Origin of the sequence: Halopiger goleimassiliensis (assembly GCF_000455345.1) — an archaeon.
GTDB lineage: Archaea > Halobacteriota > Halobacteria > Halobacteriales > Natrialbaceae > Halopiger_A > Halopiger_A goleimassiliensis.
In genome coordinates this window covers 2,063,967-2,086,566 of record NZ_HG315690.1, presented here as the reverse complement: position 1 = coordinate 2,086,566, position 22,600 = coordinate 2,063,967, and the positions used below count along the sequence as shown (strand labels likewise).

17 protein-coding genes are annotated in these 22,600 nt (G+C 66.5%); 7 read left to right on the top strand and 10 right to left on the bottom strand.

Annotated features, from left to right (window positions below; genetic code table 11):
- Positions 1-22: 22 nt before the first annotated feature.
- Together TX79_RS10255 and trkA are read right to left on the bottom strand one after the other, a co-directional pair.
- A complete protein-coding gene (locus tag TX79_RS10255) occupies positions 23-1,567 on the bottom strand; it encodes a TrkH family potassium uptake protein (protein ID WP_049927352.1) in 1,545 nt (514 codons plus the stop codon).
- Positions 1,568-2,902 (bottom strand): Trk system potassium transporter TrkA, encoded by a 1,335-nt coding sequence (gene trkA / locus TX79_RS10250; protein WP_049927350.1) that lies wholly within the window; start codon positions 2,900-2,902, stop codon positions 1,568-1,570.
- Between the two features lie 333 nt (positions 2,903-3,235).
- On the opposite strand from trkA, the gene TX79_RS10245 reads away from it, so the two are divergent.
- Entirely contained in the window at positions 3,236-5,545 is a 2,310-nt protein-coding gene (locus tag TX79_RS10245; RefSeq protein WP_049927349.1) for an amino acid permease, read from the top strand.
- A 201-nt stretch (positions 5,546-5,746) separates the two neighbouring features.
- Here the strand turns inward: TX79_RS10245 and TX79_RS10240 are convergent, their stop codons facing one another.
- The gene (locus TX79_RS10240; protein ID WP_049928351.1) at positions 5,747-6,181 is read right to left on the bottom strand and encodes a universal stress protein; all 435 of its coding nucleotides are present in this window, start codon (positions 6,179-6,181) and stop codon (positions 5,747-5,749) included.
- A 383-nt stretch (positions 6,182-6,564) separates the two neighbouring features.
- Here TX79_RS10240 and TX79_RS10235 point away from each other — a divergent pair, with 383 nt between their 5' ends.
- The 3 genes from TX79_RS10235 to TX79_RS10225 all read left to right on the top strand — a co-directional run bounded on the left by TX79_RS10235 (position 6,565) and on the right by TX79_RS10225 (position 8,932).
- Positions 6,565-7,218: a helix-turn-helix domain-containing protein gene (locus TX79_RS10235; protein ID WP_049927348.1), complete on the top strand. Its 654-nt coding sequence runs from the start codon at positions 6,565-6,567 to the stop codon at positions 7,216-7,218.
- 198 nt (positions 7,219-7,416) lie between these two features.
- On the top strand, positions 7,417-8,304 hold the full coding sequence (locus TX79_RS10230) for an NOP5/NOP56 family protein (protein WP_049927347.1): 888 nt from the start codon (positions 7,417-7,419) through the stop codon (positions 8,302-8,304).
- Positions 8,297-8,932 (top strand): fibrillarin-like rRNA/tRNA 2'-O-methyltransferase, encoded by a 636-nt coding sequence (locus TX79_RS10225; protein ID WP_049928350.1) that lies wholly within the window; start codon positions 8,297-8,299, stop codon positions 8,930-8,932. Before TX79_RS10230 ends, TX79_RS10225 begins: the two co-directional genes overlap by 8 nt.
- A 29-nt stretch (positions 8,933-8,961) precedes the next feature.
- Here TX79_RS10225 and TX79_RS10220 read toward each other — a convergent pair whose 3' ends face one another.
- On the bottom strand, positions 8,962-10,236 hold the full coding sequence (locus TX79_RS10220; protein ID WP_049927346.1) for a polysaccharide deacetylase family protein: 1,275 nt from the start codon (positions 10,234-10,236) through the stop codon (positions 8,962-8,964).
- Between the two features lie 389 nt (positions 10,237-10,625).
- Between TX79_RS10220 and TX79_RS10215 the strand changes: the two genes are divergently transcribed.
- The gene (locus TX79_RS10215) at positions 10,626-11,714 is read left to right on the top strand and encodes a glutamate--cysteine ligase (RefSeq protein WP_049927345.1); all 1,089 of its coding nucleotides are present in this window, start codon (positions 10,626-10,628) and stop codon (positions 11,712-11,714) included.
- Between the two features lie 365 nt (positions 11,715-12,079).
- Here the strand turns inward: TX79_RS10215 and TX79_RS10210 are convergent, their stop codons facing one another.
- The 6 genes from TX79_RS10210 to TX79_RS10185 form a co-directional block, all read right to left on the bottom strand.
- Entirely contained in the window at positions 12,080-13,372 is a 1,293-nt protein-coding gene (locus TX79_RS10210) for a hypothetical protein (RefSeq protein ID WP_049927344.1), read from the bottom strand.
- A gap of 366 nt (positions 13,373-13,738) precedes the next feature.
- On the bottom strand, positions 13,739-14,254 hold the full coding sequence (locus TX79_RS10205; RefSeq protein WP_049927343.1) for an SPW repeat protein: 516 nt from the start codon (positions 14,252-14,254) through the stop codon (positions 13,739-13,741).
- An 81-nt stretch (positions 14,255-14,335) separates the two neighbouring features.
- Positions 14,336-14,758, bottom strand: a complete 423-nt coding sequence (locus tag TX79_RS10200; RefSeq protein ID WP_049927342.1) for a universal stress protein — start codon at positions 14,756-14,758, stop codon at positions 14,336-14,338.
- Positions 14,759-14,849: 91 nt separating this feature from the next.
- A complete protein-coding gene (locus tag TX79_RS10195) occupies positions 14,850-15,038 on the bottom strand; it encodes a hypothetical protein (RefSeq protein ID WP_049927341.1) in 189 nt (62 codons plus the stop codon).
- Positions 15,039-15,138: 100 nt separating this feature from the next.
- Positions 15,139-15,918 carry a sulfite exporter TauE/SafE family protein gene (locus TX79_RS10190; RefSeq protein ID WP_049927340.1) on the bottom strand — a complete coding sequence of 260 codons (780 nt, stop codon included), beginning with the start codon at positions 15,916-15,918 and terminating at the stop codon, positions 15,139-15,141.
- Between the two features lie 72 nt (positions 15,919-15,990).
- Positions 15,991-17,232: an NRAMP family divalent metal transporter gene (locus TX79_RS10185; RefSeq protein WP_049927339.1), complete on the bottom strand. Its 1,242-nt coding sequence runs from the start codon at positions 17,230-17,232 to the stop codon at positions 15,991-15,993.
- Positions 17,233-17,771: 539 nt separating this feature from the next.
- On the opposite strand from TX79_RS10185, the gene gyrB reads away from it, so the two are divergent.
- Together gyrB and gyrA are read left to right on the top strand one after the other, a co-directional pair.
- Positions 17,772-19,706, top strand: coding sequence for a DNA topoisomerase (ATP-hydrolyzing) subunit B (gyrB, locus tag TX79_RS10180; RefSeq protein WP_049927338.1), 1,935 nt, complete (start codon positions 17,772-17,774; stop codon positions 19,704-19,706).
- Between the two features lie 319 nt (positions 19,707-20,025).
- Complete coding sequence (gyrA, locus tag TX79_RS10175) at positions 20,026-22,506, top strand: DNA gyrase subunit A (RefSeq protein ID WP_049927337.1); 2,481 nt, start codon at positions 20,026-20,028, stop codon at positions 22,504-22,506.
- Positions 22,507-22,600: the final 94 nt, after the last annotated feature.

The following is a 22,600-nucleotide window of genomic DNA, read 5'->3' as shown; positions in this document are numbered from 1 at the left end:
GAGGCCGGACGACCGCCTCGCGTCAGTCCGTCCAGTAGGCCTTCGTCAGCAGGACGAGCACCGGGAAGATCTCGAGGCGGCCGATCCACATGTAGAGGATCATCAGGAGCTTCGAGGTGGATGGGAACTCGAGGTAGCCGCCCATCGGCCCGGTCATCGTCCCCAGTCCCGGACCGATGTTCCCGAGCGTCGCGATCGACGCGCTGACGACGTCGATCAGCCCGAATTCGGGAAGCTCGAACAGTCCGGCGCGGGCGGCATCGGCGGCGAAGAGCGCGACGCCGACGAAGAAGATCACGAGGTACAGCAGGGTGAAGGCGTAGATCCCCCGAACCGCGTCTTCGTCGAGGACGCGGCCGTTCATCCGGACGGGACGGACCGCCTCGGGGTGGATCGTCGTGAACACCTCGCGGCGGAGCGACTTGAGGATCACGAGCCACCGGAGGATCTTGATCCCGCCGCCGGTCGATCCCGTCGAGCCGCCGATGAACATCGCGAACAGCAACAGCCCCTTGGCGGCCCCGTTCCAGGCGTCGAAGTCCATGTTCGCGTACCCGGTGGAGTTGACCAGCGACGCGATCTGGAAGGTGGCGTACCGGGCCGATCGCTCGAGGTGGCCGCCGATCATCCCGGTCTTCTCCGTCTCGATCGCGGAGACGAACAGGACGACCGTGGTGACGACCGAGAGTACGGCCGTCGCGCCGAGGTAGAGGCGGAACTCGTTGTCCCGCAGCAGCGTCTTCGCGTCCCCGGTGATGACGTGCCACCAGAGCACGAAGTTGACCCCGGCGGCGAACATGAACGGGATCACGAGCCACTGGACGATCGGCGAGAACGCCTCGATGCTGCGCGCTTCGGGGGAGAATCCGCCCGTCGGAAGCGTCGTGAACCCGTGGGCGATGGCGTTGTAGAGGCCCATATCATCTGCAACGCCCAACTTGTTGAGTCCGAACAGCAGGACGATGTAGACCACCGTCAGCACGACGTACGCGATCCACAGCACGCGGGCGGTCTCCGCGATGTGGGGCGTCAGCTTCGAGACACCGGGACCGGGTGTCTCGGCGCGCATGAGTTGAGCACCCCCGACGGCCATCTGCGAGAGGATGGCGACCGCGAGGACGATGATTCCCATCCCGCCGAGCCACTGGGTGAGCTGACGCCACATCATCAGCGCCCGCGAGTGGGTATCGAAGGAGATGTCGCCCATGACGGTCGCCCCGGTCGTCGTGATCCCGCTCATGCTCTCGAAGAGGGCGTTGATCGGGTGGGCGACGGTGCCATTACCGGCGAGCACGTACGGGAGCGCGCCGAAGACTGCCGCGAGTAGCCAGGTCAGCGCGACGACCATGAATGCCTCTCGAGCACCGGGATCCGGTTCCGGATCGAGCCGTCGCAGTCCCAGTCCGAAGCCGGCGGTCGCGACCATCGAGACGACGAACACCCACAGATCGGTCCCGCCGTAGGCGAGCGCGACGAGGATCGGCACGACGAACGAGACCGAGAGGAAGGCCAGCAGCGTTCCGACGAGGCTCAGCCCGGCCCGCCAGTCGACGTGCAGCCGTCGCATCTAGATCGCCTCGACGACCTCGTCGAGGACGGCCGCGTCGACGAAGACGACGACGTGATCGCCCGGCTGGACGATGGTTTCACCGCGGGGAGTCACGAGGTCCCCCTGCCGGGAGATCGCGCCGACGACGACGCCGTCGGGCAGTTCGTCGGTCGCTTCGACGATCGGTCGTCCCGCGAGTGCGCTATCGGCGTTGACCTCGAACTCGATGACCTCGGCACGGTCGTGCTCGAGCATGGCGACCTTCTCCGTGTGGTTGGCCCGGGTGAACCGGACGATCTCCTCGGCGGTCTCCTCGCGCGGGTTGACTGCCACGTCGACGCCGACGGTCTCGAACAGGTCCGCGTACTGGAGGTTCTCGATGACGGCGACCGTTCGGTCGACGCCGATCCGTTCCGCGAGCAACGACACGAGCAGGTTCTTCTCGTCGCCGTCCAGGGCGGCGACGACCACGTCCGCCTCGTCGACGTGTTCGCGGACGAGGAACTCGGAGTCGGTCGCGTCGCTCTCGAGCACCATCGTGTTCGGGAGCTTCTCGGCGGCCTCCCGGGCCCGTTCGTGGTCGCGTTCGATCAGGCGGGGCCGGTAGCCGTGCTCTTCGAACTCGCGGGCCGCCTGGAACCCGACCTCGCTGGCACCGACGATGACGACCTCGTTACCGTCGTCGGTCACCGTCGGGACGATGTCCCTGGCGAAGTCGGCGACCGACTCCGAACTGCCGATGACCACGAGGCGGTCGCCGGCCCGGAGTTCCGTCTCGCCGGTCGCGACGATCATCTCGTCGTTCCGGAAGACGCTGGCGAACGTCAGCGAGTCGTACCGATCGGCCTCCTGGACGGTCTGTCCGGCGACCGAACTCTCGGCCGTGATCTCGAACTCCGCCATCCTGACGAGGCCGCCGACGAAGGTGTCGACGTCCTGGGTGCCCGGCAGGTTCGAGATGCGAACGATCGCCCGCGCGGTCAACAGGTCCGTACACACCATGAAATCGACGCCGAACGCACCCTGGGACCCCTCCCAGGTTTCGAGCAGCCCCCGCCTCCGGACGCGCGCGATCGTGAACGCGTCGCTGACGGTTTTGGCCGCGCCACAGATGACGACGTTCGCCTCGTCGTCGTCCGTACACGCGATGACCAGATCGGCCCCCCTCACGTCGGCGTCCTCGAGGGTCCCGAGTTCGGTGCCGTCACCGTGGACCGCGAGGACGTCCCTGGAGTACGTGAGGTCCTCGACCACGCCCGCGTCGCGATCGATCACCACCACGTCGTGGGCCGTCTCGAGATTGCGGGCGATGGACCGGCCGACCTCGCCTGCCCCAACGATTACTATCTGCATCTGCTCGGGGTATCTATTCGCTCCATTGTAAGCGGTGGTGATTCTCTCCGACGGATCGGAGCCGCCCGTACTCGACCGCAGACGCGGGCTGACGGCCTCGAGTCTCGTTCCGGAACGTCCGAACCGCTCCGTCGAAGGCCCCGACAATCCCCGTTTTGAATCGTGTACGATTACCGGAAATCCAGCCGCTCGCGGCCGGCAAACAAATCAGTTAAGGGGAAGGTGACGCTTCGGTTCGGTATGTGGGCGGAACCGCGAGCTAGGGAGTTCTCTATCCACCATGATACGTAACACAGGTTGCTCTCGCTTTCCGAACCGGAGCGGAGGTGTACGATGAGCGACGAGGAACTGGCCAAGGACCTGGGGCTGATCTCTGCCCTCGCGATCGGTATCGGGACGATGATCGGGGCAGGGATCTTCGTCCTCCCGGGCGTCGCGGCCAAGGAAGCCGGCCCCGTCGTCGTGCTCTCGTTCGTGGTCGGCGGGTTGATCGCCCTGATCAACGCACTCTCGGTGAGCGAACTCGGCACGGCGATGCCGAAAGCCGGTGGCGCGTACTACTACATCAACCGGGCGCTCGGGCCGCTGTTCGGGTCGATCTCCGGCATGGGCGACTGGATGGGGCTGGCCTTCGCGAGCGCCTTCTACTGCATCGGGTTCGGCGGCTATCTTGCGACGTTCCTCGACGGTATCGCCGTCCAGCTACCGCTCGTCGGCGAGGTCGCGTTACTGCCGACGATCGTGCTCGGTCCGCTCGTCCTCTCGGAGGTGCAGGTCGGTGCGTTCCTGGCCGGCCTCGCGTTCGTCGGCGTCAACTACATCGGCGCGAAAGAGACCGGCGGCGTCCAGACCGCCATCGTCGCCCTGTTACTGACGATCCTCACCGTCTTCTCCGTGCTCGGGTTCTTCTCGTTCGACTGGGGGACCGTGATGGTCGACGACACCATCGCACCGCTCGGCTACGGCGAGATACTGCCCGGCACTGCCCTCGTGTTCGTCTCGTTCCTCGGCTACGCGAAGATCGCGACGATCGGCGAGGAACTGAAAAACCCCGGCCGGAACCTCCCGATCGCGATCGTCGGCAGCGTCGTCATCGCGACCGTCATCTACGCGGTCATCGTCGGTCTCCTCGTCGGGATCATTCCCTACGACGCGATCAACCAGGAGACGCCGATGGCCGACGCCGCAGAGATCATCTTCGAGTCCAACCTCGGCGTCGTCGGCGTCACCTCGATCACGCTCGGTGCGTTGCTCGCGACCGCCTCGAGCGCGAACGCGTCGATTCTGGCCTCCGCCCGTATCAACTTCGCGATGGGTCGGGACAAGATCGTCACCGCGTGGCTCAACGAGATCCACCCGCGGTTCGCGACGCCGTACCGGTCGATCGCCGTCACCGGCGGGATGATCCTGCTGTTCATCGTCGTCCTCGGGGACGACCTCGAGGTCCTCTCGAAGGCCGCGAGCATCCTCCATCTGGTCGTCTACGCGCTCATCAACGCGGCGTTGATCGTCTTCCGGGAAGCGGACGTGCCCGATTACGATCCCGACTTCACCGTGCCGCTGTATCCGATCACGCCGATCCTCGGGATCGTCTTCTCCCTGGGCCTGATCGGCTTCATGAAGGAGATCGAGATCGCACTCAGCATGGTGTTCGTCGTCGGTGCCGTCCTCTGGTACGGCCTCTATGCCCGCCACCAGACCGACCGCGAGGGCGTGCTGAGCAACTACATCCTCTCGCGGTCGGAGGCGATGCCGGACGTCGCCGTGACGGCCGCGACGGCGGCGAAACCGTCCGGTAACGGGGAGTACACGGTCGTCGTCCCGGTATCGAATCCGCGGACCGAATCCAACCTGCTGTCGTTCGCGAGCGTCCTCGCGAAGGCCAACGAGGGGTCGGTCACGGCCGTCCACATCGTCGAGGTCCCGGACCAGACTCCCCTCGAGGAGGGGTCCGACCACGTCCAGCGCATCGACGCGGAGTCCCAGGAATTGATGGAAGGGGTCCGAAAGAGCACGGAGACGCTCGACGTCCCAGTCGACGTCAAAACCGTGGTCTCGCACCGCTCGTTCGAGGAAATCTTCGACGTGGTCCGCCGCGAGAACGCCGACGCCGCGGTCATGGGCTGGGGACCGGACCGCGCCTGGTCGGCCGGCCGCGTCGAGGGGCCGCTCGACGAACTCACCCACGACCTCCCCTGTGACTTCCTCGTCTTCGACGACCGCGGCCTCGAGACCGACCGCGTGCTGGTGCCGACGGCCGGTGGTCCGGACTCGGACCTCAGTGCCGAGGTCGCCCGCGACCTGCGGGACCAGCTCGATTCGGAGATCACGCTGTTGCACGTCGTCGACGGCGAGGACGAACGTACCGCGGGCGAGCAGTTCCTGACCGAGTGGGCCGACGAACACGACCTCTCGGACGCCACGATCCGCGTCGACGCCTCGGGTGACGTCGAGACGGCTATCGAATCCGCGGCCGCGGACTACTCGCTGTTGGTCATCGGCGCGACCGAGCGAGGTCTGCTTTCGCGGCTCCTCAGGGGCTCGCTCGCCTACGACATCGTCCACGAGGTCGACTGTTCGGTCGTTCTCGCCGAGCGTCCCACGTCGCGGTCGCTGCGCGAGCGGCTGTTCGGCCGCGAGTGAACGCGGCCCCGGTTGCGGTCGCGACCGCGTCCGGTCACAGGTCGTCGACGACGTTCGCGTTCCGTTCGTCGCACGTGCAACTGTTGTGCGAACTGATCGCGTAAACCGTTCCGTCCGGACGGATCCAGACCGAGTACACCTCTCGGCACTGCTCGCAGATCGCGACGCCCTTCTCACGCTGGTCTCTCGCTGGGGACACGGTCAGTCACCCCGATCCGGTCCGGCGCGAACCACGGTGACCGGCACCGGCGAGTGGCGGACGACGACCTCGGCGACGCTGCCCCGGAGGACGCGATCGAGGCCGGATCGACAGTGGCTACCGATGACGACGTGATCGACCGACCCGCTCTCGAGGTACTCGAGAATTCCCCGGGTCGGCGTTCCGACCCGTCCAGCCGTTCGGAGTTCGCCGTCGACGCGCTCCGCGAGTTCGATCGCGCTCGCGAGTTCCCGCGGGCGGGCCTCGAGGAGTTCGCTCGCACCGTCCCCGCCCCGCTCGGTTGGCGGAGCCGGAGCGTAGTCGATCGTCGACTCTTCGACGATCGCTAACGCGGTTACATCCGCGTCCGGAAACAGTTCGAAGGCGTACTCGAGCGCACTCCGGGCGGGCGGCGAGTCGTCGAACGGCACCAGCACTCGCGACGGTCCGGTCGCCGCCTGGTCGCGTTCTCGCCCTGCGTCCCAGTTCCGGTCGACGTTTCGGATCCGTTCCCACAGCCGCTCTCGCGGAACGGTACCGTCGGCACCGTCCGCGACCGCGGAGTCGTGTGGTGTCGTCATGGGTTCCCTCTACCGTCCGTCCGGCCGACGCGACGACAAGCGTTGCCTTCACTGTCGATTCCGATTCCGGCGGCCGACCGCTGTGTTTCCGAACCTCGAGGAGCCACGCGAGATCGGCGTCTCGTTCGAGGTCGAACCGCGACGATCGGCCCCGGAGCGTTTTGGTGTTCGACCTCGAAGTCCGGACCCGTGTTCGCCCGTACCGCCGTCGCGTACCCGCCAGACGTTCGTCGAAACCAATGACTGTCATCGCCGACATCACCGTTCCCGCCGGCGCGTTTCCGCTCGGCCGCGTGCTGGACGACGTTCCCGAGGTCGAGATCGAACTCGAGCGCATCGTTCCGCTCCAGGAGGCGATCATTCCGCTGTTCTGGATCTCCGGCGACGATCCGGCGACGATCGAGACGACGTTAGCCGATCATCCCGAAACCGAATCGGTCGAGCCGCTCACGTCGGCCGAGGAAAGGACGCTGTTCGAGGTCCATTGGAGCACCGAGATCAACGGTCTCATTCAGGCGCTGATCGACACGCGTGCGAAGGTCCTCGAGGCCACCGGAACCGCCGACACCTGGGACTTCCGTCTGCGGTTCTCGTCCCACGAGGACCTGTCGTCCTTTAACGTGGCGCTCACCGAGAACGACATTCCCGTCACGCTGCGGCACATCTACAACCCCACGCTCCCGGACGAGGAGTCGGAGCTGTCGGCCGAACAGCGCGACGCGTTGCTGACGGCGTACCGGCAGGGGTACTTCGAGGTACCGCGGCGCACGACGCTCACCGAACTCGCCGACGCCGTCGAGATCAGCGACAGCGCACTGTCACAGCGCATTCGGCGAGCTACGGGATCGCTCGTCGAAGAGACGTTGCTGACCGACGACCGTCAGATCGAGTAGTCCGGACGCGTCGCGCCGACGGTCCGTGAGCCGTCACCGACGGCCGAACCCGGACCCGACCCGCACCGTCGCGCAGCTAGGGTTCCGGTTCGAGGACCCAGTCGATCCCGGACGAACCCGACTGCAGTCCGTGGACGGATTGCCGTTCCGGAGCGCGTTTCGGGACGCATATACGAACACGCCTCCAAGGTCGGCGTAATGAGCGACGGGACCGATCCCGCGGAATCGGGCTGGTTCGCAGACGTCGAACCGGGCGATACCGACGGGGCCGCCGCGGCGATCACGGAGGGCGAAACCGCCGAACCGGACGACTGGCCCGGACTCGCCGTCGAGCGCGGCTTCGCCGACTCCGCCGACGACTACTACGACCGATTGCACGAGGCCACGGTCGAAGCGACCCGCGCGGCCGTCCGCGAGCGCGAGGCCGCCGACGACCGCCAGGTGGTCCACGTCGTCCGTGCGATGGACGACTGCGAGCGCACGGCAAACGAACTCGCCGAACGGCTCGCCGAGTGGGCCGGCACCGTCGACCCCGACGCGGGGACGGGTATCGAGTACGCCCGCGACCTCGCGGCTCGAGACGACGTGTCGAACGACCGGCTCCGATCGCTGGCCGAACGGGTCGTCGCGCTCGACGACGAGGCCGACGCGCTCCGTGCCTCCCTCGAGGAGCGCACGCCGACGGTCGCGCCCAACCTGAGTGCGCTCGCCGGGCCGATCCTCGCCGCCCGGCTGATCTCGCTGGCCGGCGGCCTCGAGTCGCTGGCGAAGAAACCCAGCGGGACGATCCAGGTGCTGGGGGCGGAGGACGCCCTGTTCGCCCACCTCCGGGGTCACGCCCCCTCGCCGAAACACGGGATCATCTACGTCCACGAGGCGGTCCGGGGGACCCACCCCGACAACCGCGGCTCCGCAGCCCGCGCGCTGGCGGGTAAACTCGCCATCGCCGCCCGCGTGGACCACTACTCCGGCGAACTGAAACCCGAACTCGAGGCCGAACTCGCGGAGCGCATCGAGACGATCCAGGCCCGGACGACCGACGGGAGCGAGGGCGGCGACGGGGACGGAGGTGCCGCCGATGAGTGACGACCTGCCGTCTGGCGTCGAGCGCCGAGGGTTCGACGGCACCGACCGCCTCGCCACCCGCGGCGAACCCGTCTACGGCGAGCCGACGGACGGCGAGTGGCGCGCCTGGAATCCCGACCGGTCGAAACTCGGCGCGATGCTCGAGTTGGGGATGGACACCGGACTTGCGGGCGGCGAGACGGTCCTCTATCTGGGCGCGGCGAGCGGGACGACCGTCAGCCACGTCGCGGACTTCGCTGGCCCGACCTACGCGGTCGAGTTCGCCCCCCGGCCCGCGCGAGACCTGCTCGAGGTCGCCGCGTCGCGGCCGCGGCTGTTCCCCCTGCTCGCCGACGCCCGCAAGCCCGAAACCTACGCGCACGTCGTCGAAGCCGACCTCGACGCGATCGTCCAGGACGTCGCCACGCGCGGCCAGGCCCGCGTCGCGCTCGAGAACCGGCGGTTCCTCGCCGACGACGGCCGCCTGCTGCTCGCCGTGAAGGCACGCAGCGAGGACGTCACTCAGGATCCAGGGACGGTGTTCGCGGACGTCCGGGAAGAACTCGAGGAGGAATACGAAGTGCTCGAGCGTCGGCGACTCGATTCGTACCACGACGATCACCTCGGGATCGTCGCTCGCCCGAAGTAGGGCGATGGGGGCGGCGACCCGACGGATTCTCAATCGCCCTCGTAGACGAACTCGTCGGCGAGTTCCCGCGGCGAGACCAGTTCCAGGTCGCCCGACTCGCGCAGGTCGGCCAGGTGGGCGGCCGTCTCCTCGAGGTTCTCGGCGTCGTCCTCGTCCATCTCGTAGAAGACGATGGTCGTGATGCCGCCGTATTCGGCCGTCCAGTCGAGCGCGTCGATCATCTGCTCGGCGGAGAGGTTGCGTCGCTCGACGTCGCCCGAGATGCGCGGCAGGGTGAGGTGATTGGTCGCGTAGCCGTGGGCGCGGTGGCGGTCCGCGAACCCGAGGTCGTAGTGTTCGCCGACGATCTCGAGCATCTCGCCGTCGAACCGCCCGCCGGGGAAGCCGAAGTACCGCGCGTCGTCGTAGCCGCGTTCCGCGAACCACTCGAGCGGGGAGAGGAGGTCCGACTCGAGGCGGTCGGGGTCGACCTCGTGGAGGTGGCGGTGTCGCGCGCCGACGGTGCCGAGGGTCCAGCCAGCGTCTGCGAGTTCGGCGACCTGGTCCTCGGTCAACCGGTCACCCGTCGCGTCCGCGTGCGGGCGGATCCGATCCGTGGCGATAAACGTCGACGCGGGGATGTCGTACTCGGAGAGGACCGGGTAGCCGAGCGTGTAATCCGACTCGAAGCCGCCCTGGAACTGGATCAACACCCGACCCTGATCGACTCGCGGAACGAAGTGGAAGTCGTCGACCCGAACCGATCGCTCCGCGTCGCCGGTCCAGAGGCCGACGTGGATTTCGGTGATCGATTGCAGGTCGGGATCGCCGCTGACCGCCGTGTGACCGAAGTTCCGGCGGACGAACGGGTGTCCCTCTCGGACGTGCTGTTTGAATTGGAGGTAGTCGCCGCGTTCGTCCTGGAGCTGGATGATCGGGTTCCCGACGCTGTCGGTGTCGAGCGCGAGCGCGGGAACGACGTCCCGAACGTCGATCGGCTCGGAGAGTTGCCGCCTGATCCGGACCTGTTCCTCGTCCTCGGTCGTTCCGATCAGCGCCGACTGGGACCCCGCGTAGGCGTGGTCCGTATCGGCCTCGAGCGAGCCGACGATCGTCTCCCACGGCTCGAGGTCCTCGAAGTCGTCGAAGGTCCCCGTCGAGACCGGGTCGCCGTCGGGGACGTCCTCGGCCGAGTCGTCGGCCTGTCCCTCGCCGCCGTCGGCGTTGCCGTCCGAGCCGTCGGACGACTCGTCGGGAATCATGCCCATACAGCCGGCGAGCGCGGTCCCGGCGATGGCCGTCGCGAGATAGGACCGTCGTTTCATGGAAAGTGCCAGTCGGAGGGACGCCCTCGGACCTCCTTGTTATGCGGACGCTTGCTGTCACCGACCGATCACCCGGGCTTCGTCGGTCCAGGCTACCGACCCCGGACGGGAGTACGGAGGCGTTCTCGGAATTCGAATCCTCGAGTGAGTACCCGGAACGCTCCCTGGGCGACACGGTTGGCTCGAGCAGCACGCGAGCGGTCCGGATGGACGCTCGAGTCGTCCGAAGTACCCGTTTCGTACACCGGCGTAACGACGGGCTATCGGCGTCGACACCGACGGAGTGCTACTGGCGGAGCGACGGCAGTTCGCGCGAAGGGGCCGGGACGAGCCGGTCGAACGCGCCGACTCCAAACGCTATTTAATACCGGCGACGCAAGGCTTCCACGATGGAACGCGGGTCGCGGGAATCGTTCGAGCGCATGGGCACGCTGGGGATCGAGGAGGAGTACTTCGTCGTCGACGAGGCCGGTCGACCGACGAGCGGCTCCGACGAACTCGTCTACGAGAACGATCCCCCCGCGATCCTGGAGAACCGCATCGACCACGAACTGTTCAAGTTCGTGATCGAGAGCCAGACGCCGCTGATCGAAGATCTCGGCGATGCCCGGTCGTCGTTGCTCGAGATGCGCCAGGCGTTGCTCGAGTACGCCCGCGGCCACGGCTTCGACGTCGCGGCGGCGGGACTGCATCCCCTGGCGAAGTGGCGCGATCTGGAACACGCCGAGAAACCCCGCTACCGCTCGCAGTTGGACCGCATCCAGTATCCCCAACACCGCAACACGACCGCGGGCGTCCACGTCCACGTGGGGGTCGACGACGCCGACAAGGCGGTCTGGATCGCCAACGAACTACGGTGGCACGTGCCGATCATGCTCGCGCTGTCGGCCAACTCGCCGTTCTGGAACGGGTTCGACACCGGCCTCCAGTCCGCCCGCGCGAAGATCTTCGAGGGACTGCCGAACACGGGCATGCCGACCTACTTCGAGGACTTCGCGGACTTCGACCGGTTCGAGCGACGGATGCTCGAGACCGAGTCGATCAACGATCGGGGCGAACTCTGGTACGACGTCCGCCCACACACCGCCCACGGGACGGTCGAGTTGCGCACGCCCGACGGCCAGGCCGACCCCGACGTGGTGATGGCGTTCGTCGAGTACGCGCACGCGCTCGTCTGCGCGCTGGCCGAGGAGTACGAGGACGGTGCCTCCGGGTACGCCCGTGACCACCGCCGGGAGTTGCTCGACGAGCACAAGTGGCGCGCCATGCGTTACGGACACGACGCGCAACTGCTGGACCGCACGCTCGAGGAGACGGTCGATCTGGGCGAACTCGTCGACCGCGAGTGCGAACGGCTCGGGATCGACGGCATCAAAACCGTCTACGAGCGCGAGAGCGGGGCCGAACGGCAGCGGCGGGTGCTCGAGGAGGACGGCCCCGACGCGCTCTGTGCGTCGTTGCTCCTGCAGACGGAGTGAGCGTTCGTCGCCCTCGAGGTCCGAACTACCCGGGGATTTCTGGCACTCGAGACACCAATTCGGGAGTAGAGACGTCGCTCGAGCGCTCGGTTCGAGGCCCGCTAACGGGGCCGTCCCTCTGACACGGTTTCGAACGGAAAGGGGACCCGGCAGGGGCGTTGCACGGGCTCCCGTACGTCGGTTTCGTCGTACCCGCGATCCGGGCTGGGGTTACGCCGAAGACCGAACAGGGTTCCGTCCCAGTGCGTGTATGGCGCAGAACGTGGAGCAACGCCCTGCCGTACACGAATCGTCGTGGGGAACCGACATACGAGTGGTGCCAAACAAGTTTGGTCACGTTGGCGTTGGCAGTGACCCGGCGTCCGTCACACGGACCGGTCCGTCGCGTGGCCCCGCGCCGATTCGGGTGCTTCCGCGCGTTCGACGACGTCGGCGAGTACCGACGCGATTTCACGGTTTGTTTCGGGGCTGTAGTGGCCGCCTTCGCCCCGTTCGACGTACAGCGACTCGACGTCGCCGTCGTCGGAGGAGAGGTGGCGGGCCATGTCGATCGTCTCGAGGGACTCGTACCGCTCGTCGAGTCGGTCAAGCAGGTCGCCGTAGATGGGGCCGTGGTCGGCTTCGTACGCCGCGTAGCGAAGCTGTTGGACCATCACGAACACCGGCGTGAACTCCTGTTCGTCGGCGTACTCGACGAACCGCCCGACGAGGGCGTCGAACAGCCCCTCGTGGGTATCGAACAGTCGCTCGTGGTACCGGACGCGGGGCCGTTCCAGCCGGAGGGACGACTGGGTCTGGGCCTGGTCGAGGTCGATGCCGGGGATCGGCCGCCCCGTTCGCTTCTCGAACTCGATCCCCGCCTCGAGCGCCGCGTACCGAAGTTTCTCCGGGTCGTCGAGGAAGTCCGTCACGTACGGCCGCGTCGCGTAGTGAGGGCGGAACCAGTGTTCGTAGTGGAAGTCGTACTCCCGAAGGAAGTCAGCCTTCGACTCGAGGTCGAGCAGGTCCTCCTTCTCGTCGATGGGACTGTCGATCCGCTCGAGGTCGCCGTTCTCGAGGACGAATCGCGGCTTGACCGCGAGCACGTTGCCGAACTCCTGGTAGTGTTTCCACACCGAGAGGATCCGGGCGATCGAGGAGGCCGTGACGACCACGAACACGTAGTCGGTCGGGTCCTCGGGGTAGTTGCGCTCGAGACGCATGAGTGCTTGATCGAGGCCGTAGTTGCCACCGCCGTAGTTGCCGACGTGCGTGTCGAGTTCCTGCGCGAGGTAGTGCTGGAAGGTCTCGTCGTTGTCGACCTCGCGGCAGAAACAGTAGGAGTCGCCGTAGGTCGAGACCGTCAGGTTGGCGTCTTCGTCCCGGTCCCTCGCGGGACAGATCCGACTCCCGTAGGCGTCGGTCGAGTAGGTGACCGTCGTCCGGACCTCCTCGCCCGGCAGGTGGTCGCCCGTATCCTTCTGTTTCTCGCGGTTCGGCTGGGGAACCCAGCCGAGTTCCGGGTCGAAACTACTGAACTTCTCGAGCAACGTCCGATCGATCTCGGGGAACTCCTCGGTCGCGACCGACGGAAGCCGCTCGAGCGCGACGTACGACACTCGCTCGAGCGCGACGGCGGCGAGGACGAGGACGATCGCGAGCGCGACGTACGGAAGCATCGGAATCCGGACTATGCGGACTCGAGGGAAGGGAATTGCCCCGGCATTTGCGGCCACCGGTCGCGTCGATCGTCGTCCCCGGTACGTACCGGTCACTGCCGTCTCCGGTACGAAAAGCGGCCGGTGAATCGGACCGGCCGCGACGAAACGTTCACAGTGCACGCAAGCCCCGACGAAGGCCTGCACGTAAACCGATTCCGTCCGAACGGATAACTCCATTCGACGAACGAGAGACGGTCACTACCGGTTGTATGTTCGGTTTCCGTGACAGTTCTCGGACGAAGCTCGAACCCGACGTGCTCGCGTTCCGATCCGTCTGCGATGCGCCAACGGAGCCGCGAGCGGCGGCCCGTTCCCTGCCGCCGATCACTGCCCGCGCCGATCGTAGACGGCCGTCGGGCGGGCGTCGGCGTTCCGGCGTCGCCTCCGTGTGGCGACGGCGCTGTACGAACCGAGGACGATCGCCAGGAGGCCGATCACGATCGGTGGCCAGGCGCTCGCCTCGAGCGTCCCGCCGTCGCCGATCGCGAACGGCGAAGCGACGAGCCACGCTCCGAGGACCGCCGCCAGCATCGCCACGCTCGCGCTCCCGAGTTCCCGTTTGGACCGACGATAGTAGTTGTAGGCCCCGAGGGCGACGAGCGTCGCGCCGACCAAAACCTCGTTCCAGAACGCGCTCGCAGGAGTCTCGAGTACGATCGCCTGTCCGATCAGGGCGGCACCGAGGACGGCGACGAGGGCGGCGAGCCACCTGCCGCGACGCCCCGGATTCGGCTCGTGTTCGATCGTATCGCGGTCGGTCGGCTCCCCCTCGTCGTGGCCACGTTCGTCGTGTTTGCGATCGGGTGCGTGTTCGTCGGCGTCCCAGGTCGGTCGGGTCATTGGTCTCTCGCCGATCCTCGGGGTCTCGAGGCGGTGAGTCTGCTGCCCGAGGTTGCAGGCCGCCGCCGTCGTCGAGGCTCGTCAGCGAACCACGGTGACCGGCACGGGGGAGTGACGGACGACGACTTCGGCGACGCTACCCAGCAAGAGCCGCTTGAACCCCGATCGGCCGCGACTACCGATCACGACGTGATCGACGTCGTCGGCCGCCGCGAAATCGACGATTTCCTGGGCGGGCGAGCCGACCCGGGTGTAGGTCTCGAGGTCCTCGCCGTGGTCGCTCGCGATCGCTTCGGCGACGCGGATCTGCTCGGCCGCCTCGCCGAGGAGTGTTTCGATCTGCTCGTCGGTCTCGTCGTCGGCGCTGTTCGGGATGAACGGTACCGCGGCCGTGTCGGCGACGGTGAGCGCGACGAACTCGCCGTTCGGAAAGAGGTCGAACGCGTACTCGAGGGCCGAGCGGGCGGGGTCGGAGTCGTCGAACGGGACGAGAACCCGTGCCATGTCGTCACTAGGGACGGGCGATCCCCTTGAGTCTGCTACTTACGCGACCCGGGTCCGCGTCGCAGGCGTCCCGGGAGCCGGTCGGCGACCGTCAGCGAACCGACTCGAGGTGGACGAACGACGCCTCGCCGGTCGCGACGAGCCACTCGCTTGCCATCCGTTCGCCGCGGCTGAACACCGCGAGTTCGTCCGGTGCACGATCGTTCTCGACGTACGCTGTCGTCACTACGTCGGGTTCGGCCGTCGGTACTCGCGGTTCCCAGTCCGCTTCGTCCGCCATGGGAGTGCTGTGGAAGCCGACGGCAAACGGCGTTCTGGCTCGACTCTCGAACGCCGGAGCGATCGACGCGTTTCTCGAGTGTGGAGTGCGATGGCACTCGTTAGAGCGCCAGATACGGGCCGACGCCGAGCAGGACGACGCCGAGTGCGACCTTCAGCCGTTCTGGATCGACGGCGTGAGCGACCTTCCAGCCGACGATCACGCCCAGCAACAGCGGCGTCCCGACGACGACGGCGATCGGGAGGATCACGGTGCCCTGGAACGCGTAGCCCGCCGTCGCGAACGCCGCGATGAAGATCGACTGGACCTGCGCGACGGCGACCGCGAGCAGCATGGGTATCCCGACCAGTACCAACGCCGGCACGGCGAGTACCGGGCCGCCAATCCCCAGCAGGCCGCTGCAGACGCCCAGCCCGAACCCGAGACCGGCGAGGGCCACTCGCCCCGACGGCTCCTCGGCACGGAGTTCGTAGATCGGATTGAAACCTCGCCGTTCGCGATAGAGGATGATCCCGCCGACGGCTATCGCGACGCCACCGAGCAAGAGCCCGAACACGGCCCGCGGGACGACGGCGTTGATCGCTGCGCCAGCAAGCGCCCCGAGGACGCTCGAGGTACTCAACACGATGGCGAGTGCGCGGCCTTCGCCCGTACGCATCTCGCCCGAGTGGAGGTAGGCCGCGCTGCCCACGAGGCCGGTGACCACGAACGTCGCGTGTGCGGTGCCGGCGACCTCGCTCGAGGCCAGCGGGGTCAGCGAGTACAGCGCGATGGTCACGAAGATCCCACCGGGGCCGATGGTGGTGATGCCGATCCCGGAGAAGAAGGCGATGGCGACGAGCAACAGCACGAGCGAGAGGTCGAACGGGAAGCCGAGCATGGGGCGTCGTTATCGTCGCCATTTGACCAGGCCTCGTGACTCTTCCGATTGCGAATTCGGAAGCGTCGCCGATCAGATGAGTTGCGCGATCGAGCGGGCGAGCGATTCGGCGGTCACGAGCGACGTGACGAACATGAGCACGACCGCCGCGAGGAAGACTGCCCGCTCGAGTCGGGACGGCTCGTAGTACCGTTCGATCGCCGCGTACAGCGCCAGCGCAGTGATCGGCAATCCGACGACCCCGTTGACGGCGGGCATCAGGAGGGCGAGGCTCACCGGCGTGAAATCGGTCAGCGCGAGGATCGGGATCGCCAGCGCGACCGAGAGGGCGATCAGGAGGTGGACCGTCCGGCGGAAGTGGACGTCTCCGAACCGAGTCGTGAGTCCGTAGGACTGGGGCACCATGAACCCGGCCGCAAACAGCGTGCCGGTCGCGCTGCTGAACGAGGCCGCGCCGACGGCGAGCATGAACACGCCAAGCACCCACGGCCCGATCAGGTCGATCAACGGCTCGGCGGGTGCCGTCAGCGTCAGATCGCCGTCGGGAACGGCCATCGCGGCCGCGACGATCACCGTCGCGGAGAGGAACACGACCGCGGCCAGGCCGACGGTGTGGTCCCGCCGGTATCGCGAGACGAGCTCCCAGTTTTTCTCGTGTTGCATGCTCGTCTGAATGAAGAAGTTCGGGTAGTAGACGGTCGTCCCGAGCAGGGCGATGATCATCGTCGTGTACTCGAAGTCGTCGACGATGCCGGGAACGAACCCGCTCGCGACGGCGCTGACCGGCGGCTGTAGGTTCGCGACGATGACGGCGTACGACGCGAAGATCGCGAGTACGAGCACGGCGATGACGCCCTCGACCCGACTGTAGACGCGCAGTTCCACGAGCGAGATACCGAGCGCTGCGGCGACGATGATCCCCAGGTACAGGTTCGATAGCGGGGTGAGGTACACGAGCGCGGCACCCGCGAGCGCGTAGTTAGCGACGCTCCAGAACTGCATGATGAACGAAATTCCTACGGCGAACGATTTCGCCGCTCGTTCGCCGATGACGTCCGCGATGTACTCCATCAGCGGTCTGTTCTCGGCCGCCAGCCTGGCCGACATCTCGTGCATCACGAGGCCGACCCCGAGCGTGAGCGGCAACACCCACAACAGCGCGAAGCCAAAGACCATGCCGGCTTCCGTCAGAATGTAGACGGACCCGGCTCCGAAGATGTTGGCCGCGAACAGGAGACCGAGCCCGTATTGGTGAATGGTTTCTTTTGCGATACTGACCGGAACGTCGACCGCCGTACTGGTATCGGTAGACATGTGTATGGACTCACCCGGAACGCGGTCGCCCCGCGAGCAGCCGAGGGTCGCGTCGCTCTCGAGATGGCGGCGTCGGTAGTCGAGGACGACCCCGGGGGACCGGACGGGTGTACCGTGTTGCGTAACAACGGTAACGGCGAGGACTCGCAAGAGGTCGGAGCTTGAAATGTCGTATGTCGGATCTGCTGAGGAACCGGTACCGGACAGTCGGCCTGTCGCCGACGGATTCGTCGCTCGAAGTGAGCGAACCGAAACCGGTGAGGGATCGAGACACCGTCGCGCGGCTCGTCGGCGGTCGTCGCCGCGATGTCGGCCGATCCGTTCCCCCCACGGGTCGGAAGCTGGCACCGTCCAGCCCGCGCGGACACACGATACCGGCCCTCGTGCGTAGTCCGACGTGACCAACCGACGCGTGGGGCCGGCGAGCGGCGTTCGAACCCCCTCTAATCGCTGCCCCAAAGCCGACCGTGGCGTCTCGCGCTCGCGCGCGTACGTGAAGCTTTATTAGTGGCCAACCACTATCCGAAAGCAGGTTTTACATGTCCCAGGAAAGCGAGTACGGCGCAGGACAAATCCAGGTCCTCGAGGGCCTGGAGGCCGTACGGAAACGGCCCGCGATGTACATCGGCTCTACGGATTCTCGAGGCCTCCACCACCTGGTCTACGAGGTGGTGGACAACTCGATCGACGAGGCCCTGGCCGGCCACTGTGACGACATCACCGTCACGATCCACGACGACGAGTCGGTCAGTGTCTCGGACGACGGTCGTGGCATCCCCGTCGACACGCACGACGAGTACGACCGGCCGGCCCTCGAGGTGATCCTCACCGTCCTCCACGCCGGGGGCAAGTTCGACAACAAGTCCTACCAGGTCTCCGGCGGACTTCACGGCGTCGGCGTCTCCGTTGTGAACGCCCTCTCGGAACGGCTCGAGGCCGAAGTGAAACGCGACGGCGGCGTCTTCCGCCACGCGTTCGAGGCGGGCGAACCCGTCGGCGACATGGAACGGGTTCGCGATATGGAGCCGGACGAGGAGACCGGGACGACGATCCGGTTCTGGCCCGATACGGGCATCTTCGAGAACGACGAGTTCTCGTTCTCGACGCTCGCGAACCGGCTGCGGGAGCTGGCCTTCCTCAACTCCGGCGTTCGCATCACGCTCCGCGACGAGCGTCCGGCAGCCCACGAGGAGGAGCCGCCGGTCGAGGAGACCTACGAGTACGACGGCGGCATCCGTGAGTTCGTCGAGTTCCTGAACGAGACGCGCTCGGCGATGCACGAGGACGTCATCTACTTCGAGGACACCGAGCAGAACATCCAGGTCGAGGTCGCGATGCAGGCGACCGAGGAACTCCAGGGCTCGATCCACGCCTTCGCGAACAACATCAACACCCGCGAGGGCGGCACGCACCTCACCGGCTTCAAAACGGCGCTGACTCGGACGGTCAACGACTACGCGAACGAGAACGACCTGCTCTCCGACCTCGAGGACAACCTCAAGGGCGAGGACATCCGCGAGGGGCTGACCGCGGTTATCTCGGTCAAACACCCCGATCCGCAGTTCGAGGGGCAGACGAAGACCAAACTCGGCAACTCGGAAGTGCGGGGCATCGTCGAGAGCGCGATGCACGAGGGGCTGGGCACCTACTTCGAGGAACACCCCGACACCGCCGAGGCCATCGTCGCCAAGGCCGTCGAGGCGGCGAAGGCCCGCAAGGCCGCCCAGAAGGCCGAGGAGCTGACCCGTCGGAAATCGGCGCTCGATTCCACGTCGCTGCCGGGCAAACTCGCGGACTGTCAGACCAAGGATCCCGACGAAGCCGAACTGTTCATCGCCGAGGGTGACTCCGCGGGCGGCAGCGCGAAGCAGGCTCGCGATCCGGAGTTCCAGGCGGTCCTCCCCATCAAGGGGAAGATCTTGAACGTCGAGAAACACCGTCTGGACCGCATTCTGGAGAACGACGAGATCCGCAACATGATCACCGCGATCGGTGCGGGCATCGGCGACGAGTTCGACATCGAGGACGTCCGCTACAAGAAGATCATCATGGCTACGGACGCCGACGTCGACGGTGCCCACATCCGGACGCTGCTGTTGACGTTCTTCTACCGGCACATGCGGCCGCTGCTCGAGGGTGGCTACGTCTACGCGACCCAGCCCCCGCTGTACCGGATCCGCTACCGCGGCGAGACCTACGACGCGATGACCGACCAGGAACGCGACGAAATTATCGAGGAGGAGTGCAACGGGTCGCCCTCGCAGGTCCAGCGGTTCAAGGGGCTGGGCGAGATGAACCCCGAACAGCTCTGGGACACGACGATGGACCCGGACAACCGCATCCTCAAGCAGATCACCATCGAGGACGCGGCGGCGGCTGACAAGATGTTCTCCGTCCTGATGGGCGACGCCGTCGAGCCGCGCAAGCAGTTCATCAAGGAGAACGCCCCCGAAGCCGAATGGATCGATATCTAGAGACGAACTTTCACCCTGCGTTCGGTCGCTTCGCGACCGCGCTCGGTAAAATCTCGAGAGAGCGCCACGCGCTCTCTCGGACCTCGCGGGAGCTTCGCTCCCGCTTAGCTTCGATGAAAAGCACTCCTCCCTCCCCTCCGCGCGGCAAGCCGCGCTCGGGCTCACGGCCTTCGGCCGTTCGCCGTTCCGCGGTGCTTCGCACCGCGCTCTCCGGGTCGGTCGTCGGCCCGCTCGAGCGTCCGCAGAGCGGACGCTATCACGGATGCAGTGCTTCTCAACCAGCAAGTGAACCAATGGAACCCACAAAACTCAATGAAACATGAGCTCAGACGTACCCGATCCGACTGACGTCGAAGCGCGAGCGGTAGAGAACGTCCGCATCGAGGACGAGATGGAGCAGTCGTATATCGACTACGCGATGTCCGTCATCGCGGGGCGGGCGCTCCCCCGCGTCGAGGACGGCCTCAAGCCCGTCCATCGACGCATCCTGTACGCGATGCACGAGATGGGGGTCACCTCGGGCTCCTCGCACCGCAAGTCCTCCTCGATCGTCGGAGAGACGATGGGTGACTACCACCCACACGGCGACAGCGCGATCTACGACACCCTCGTCCGGATGGCCCAGGACTTCTCGATGCGGTATCCGCTGGTCGACGGCCAAGGGAACTTCGGCTCGATGGACGGCGACCCGGCCGCCGCCCAGCGGTACACGGAGGCCCGGATGTCGCCCATCTCCGAGGAACTGCTCGAGGACATCGACAAGGACACCGTCGACTTCTCGGCGAACTACGACGACCGCCTGCAAGAGCCGGACGTCCTGCCGGCGGCGTTCCCGAACCTGCTCGTGAACGGCTCCTCGGGGATCGCCGTCGGGATGTCCACCAACATCCCGCCGCACAACCTCGGGGAGGTCATCGACGCGACGATCGAACTGATCGACAACCCCGATGCGACCGTCGAGGACCTGATGGAACACGTCAAGGGGCCGGACTTCCCCACCGGCGCGAACATCGTCGGCCGCGACGCCATCTACTCGGCCTACAAGACCGGCCGCGGCCGCATCCGCGTCCGCGCCGAGTTCGAGGTCGAGGAGTGGAAGTCGGGTCGCGAGCGTATCGTCATCACGGAACTGCCCTTCCAGTCCAACAAGGCGCGACTGGTCGAACGCATCGCCGACGACGTCAACGAGGGCGAACTCGAGGGTATCTCGGACCTGCGCGACGAGTCCGACCGCGACGGCGTCCGCATCGTCGTCGAACTCAAGCGCGGTGCCAACACCGAGGTCGTCAAGAACAAACTGCTCGAGAACCACTTAGAGCGGACCTTCGGCGTCATCAACCTCGCCTTAGTCGACGGTCAGCCACAGGTCCTCTCCCTGAAGGAGACCCTGGAGGAGTACGTCGCCCACCGCCGCGAGGTCGTCCGCCGGCGTAGCGAGTACGACCTCGCCGAGGCCGAGGACCGTGCGCACATCCTCGAGGGCCGGCTGAAGGCCGTCGAGAACGCCGAGGACGTGGTCGAACTGATCCGCGACAGCGAGACGCGAGACGACGCGAAAGAGGCGCTTCAGGACGCGTACGGCTTCTCGCAGGACCAGGCCGATCACATCGTCCGCATGCAACTGGGCAGCCTCACCTCGATGGAGGCCGCCGAAATCGAGGACGAGTACGAGGAGGTCCAGGCCGAGATCGAGCGCCTGACCGAGATCTTGGAGAGCGAGCAGGAACTGCTCTCCGTCATCAAGGAGGAACTCCGCGAGGTCAAGGAGAAGTACGACGACGACCGCCGAACCTCGATCGTCGAAGACCAGGGCACCGTCACCCACGAGGATCTCATCCCCGAGGAGGAGGTCTTCGTCGTGATGACCGAGGACGACTACGTCAAGCGGATGCCCATCGAGGCGTTCGACCCCCAGGGTCGGGGCGGCAAGGGCATCATCGGCGCGGACGTCAAGGAGGACGATCGCGTCTCGACGGTGTTCCGGGCTAACACCCACGACTACCTGCTCTGTTTCACGAACCAGGGCAAGGTCTACCAGCTCAAGACCTACGAGATCCCCGAGATGGGCCGGACTGCACGCGGGAAGTCCGCGGTCAACATCCTCGAGTTGGACGACGGCGAGGACATCACCGCCATCGTCGACACGGACGCCTTCGGCGACGGCGAGTACGTGACGATGGTCACGCGCAACGGCTACGTCAAGCGCACCGCCGGCGACGAGTTCGACAACATCCGTTCGACGGGCATCATCGCGGCCGACCTCGAGGAGGGCGACGAACTCGTCGACGTCGAGGTCACCGACGGTACGCAGGACCTCGTCATCGCGACCGAGGGCGGCATGACGATCCGGTTCGACGAGGACGAGGTCCGCGCGATGGGCCGGAACGCTCGCGGCGTCAACGGCATCAAACTCGAGGGCGACGACGCCGTCGCCGGCCTGGTCGCGACCGACGAGGAGGACGGCCAGGCGCTGCTGACCGTCACCCGCAACGGGTACGGGAAGCGCACCCGGCTCTCGGAGTACCGCACGCAGTCCCGTTACGGCAAGGGGCTGATCGACATCAAGACGGGCGACCGGAACGGACCCGTCACGGCCGTCAAAGCGGTCGACGACGACGATCACCTCGTCGTGATGAGCGAGGACGGCCAGATCATGCGCACCCGCGTCGACGAGATTTCGACCGTGGGTCGGAACACGATGGGCGTGATCGTGATGGACGTCGAGGGGGGTGACGCGGTCGCCAGCGTCGACGAGATCCCGGCAGCGTCGATGGACGACGGTGCCGACGAGTCGGCCTGACTGTTCGTTCCGACTTCCGCGGGTTTCGGGTCGCGTGAGCCGACCTCGAGTAGAGACGGGACGCGGATAGTTGTGTGCCGTCGCTGCCGACAGA

Coding starts and splice junctions, on each gene's coding strand:
- TX79_RS10255 (WP_049927352.1), bottom strand. CDS start 1,567: ATGCGACGGCTGCACGTCGACTGGCGGGCCGGGCTGAGCCTCGTCGGA.
- trkA (WP_049927350.1), bottom strand. CDS start 2,902: ATGCAGATAGTAATCGTTGGGGCAGGCGAGGTCGGCCGGTCCATCGCC.
- TX79_RS10245 (WP_049927349.1), top strand. CDS start 3,236: ATGAGCGACGAGGAACTGGCCAAGGACCTGGGGCTGATCTCTGCCCTC.
- TX79_RS10235 (WP_049927348.1), top strand. CDS start 6,565: ATGACTGTCATCGCCGACATCACCGTTCCCGCCGGCGCGTTTCCGCTC.
- TX79_RS10230 (WP_049927347.1), top strand. CDS start 7,417: ATGAGCGACGGGACCGATCCCGCGGAATCGGGCTGGTTCGCAGACGTC.
- TX79_RS10225 (WP_049928350.1), top strand. CDS start 8,297: ATGAGTGACGACCTGCCGTCTGGCGTCGAGCGCCGAGGGTTCGACGGC.
- TX79_RS10220 (WP_049927346.1), bottom strand. CDS start 10,236: ATGAAACGACGGTCCTATCTCGCGACGGCCATCGCCGGGACCGCGCTC.
- TX79_RS10215 (WP_049927345.1), top strand. CDS start 10,626: ATGGAACGCGGGTCGCGGGAATCGTTCGAGCGCATGGGCACGCTGGGG.
- TX79_RS10210 (WP_049927344.1), bottom strand. CDS start 13,372: ATGCTTCCGTACGTCGCGCTCGCGATCGTCCTCGTCCTCGCCGCCGTC.
- TX79_RS10205 (WP_049927343.1), bottom strand. CDS start 14,254: ATGACCCGACCGACCTGGGACGCCGACGAACACGCACCCGATCGCAAA.
- TX79_RS10200 (WP_049927342.1), bottom strand. CDS start 14,758: ATGGCACGGGTTCTCGTCCCGTTCGACGACTCCGACCCCGCCCGCTCG.
- TX79_RS10195 (WP_049927341.1), bottom strand. CDS start 15,038: ATGGCGGACGAAGCGGACTGGGAACCGCGAGTACCGACGGCCGAACCC.
- TX79_RS10190 (WP_049927340.1), bottom strand. CDS start 15,918: ATGCTCGGCTTCCCGTTCGACCTCTCGCTCGTGCTGTTGCTCGTCGCC.
- TX79_RS10185 (WP_049927339.1), bottom strand. CDS start 17,232: ATGTCTACCGATACCAGTACGGCGGTCGACGTTCCGGTCAGTATCGCA.
- gyrB (WP_049927338.1), top strand. CDS start 17,772: ATGTCCCAGGAAAGCGAGTACGGCGCAGGACAAATCCAGGTCCTCGAG.
- gyrA (WP_049927337.1), top strand. CDS start 20,026: ATGAGCTCAGACGTACCCGATCCGACTGACGTCGAAGCGCGAGCGGTA.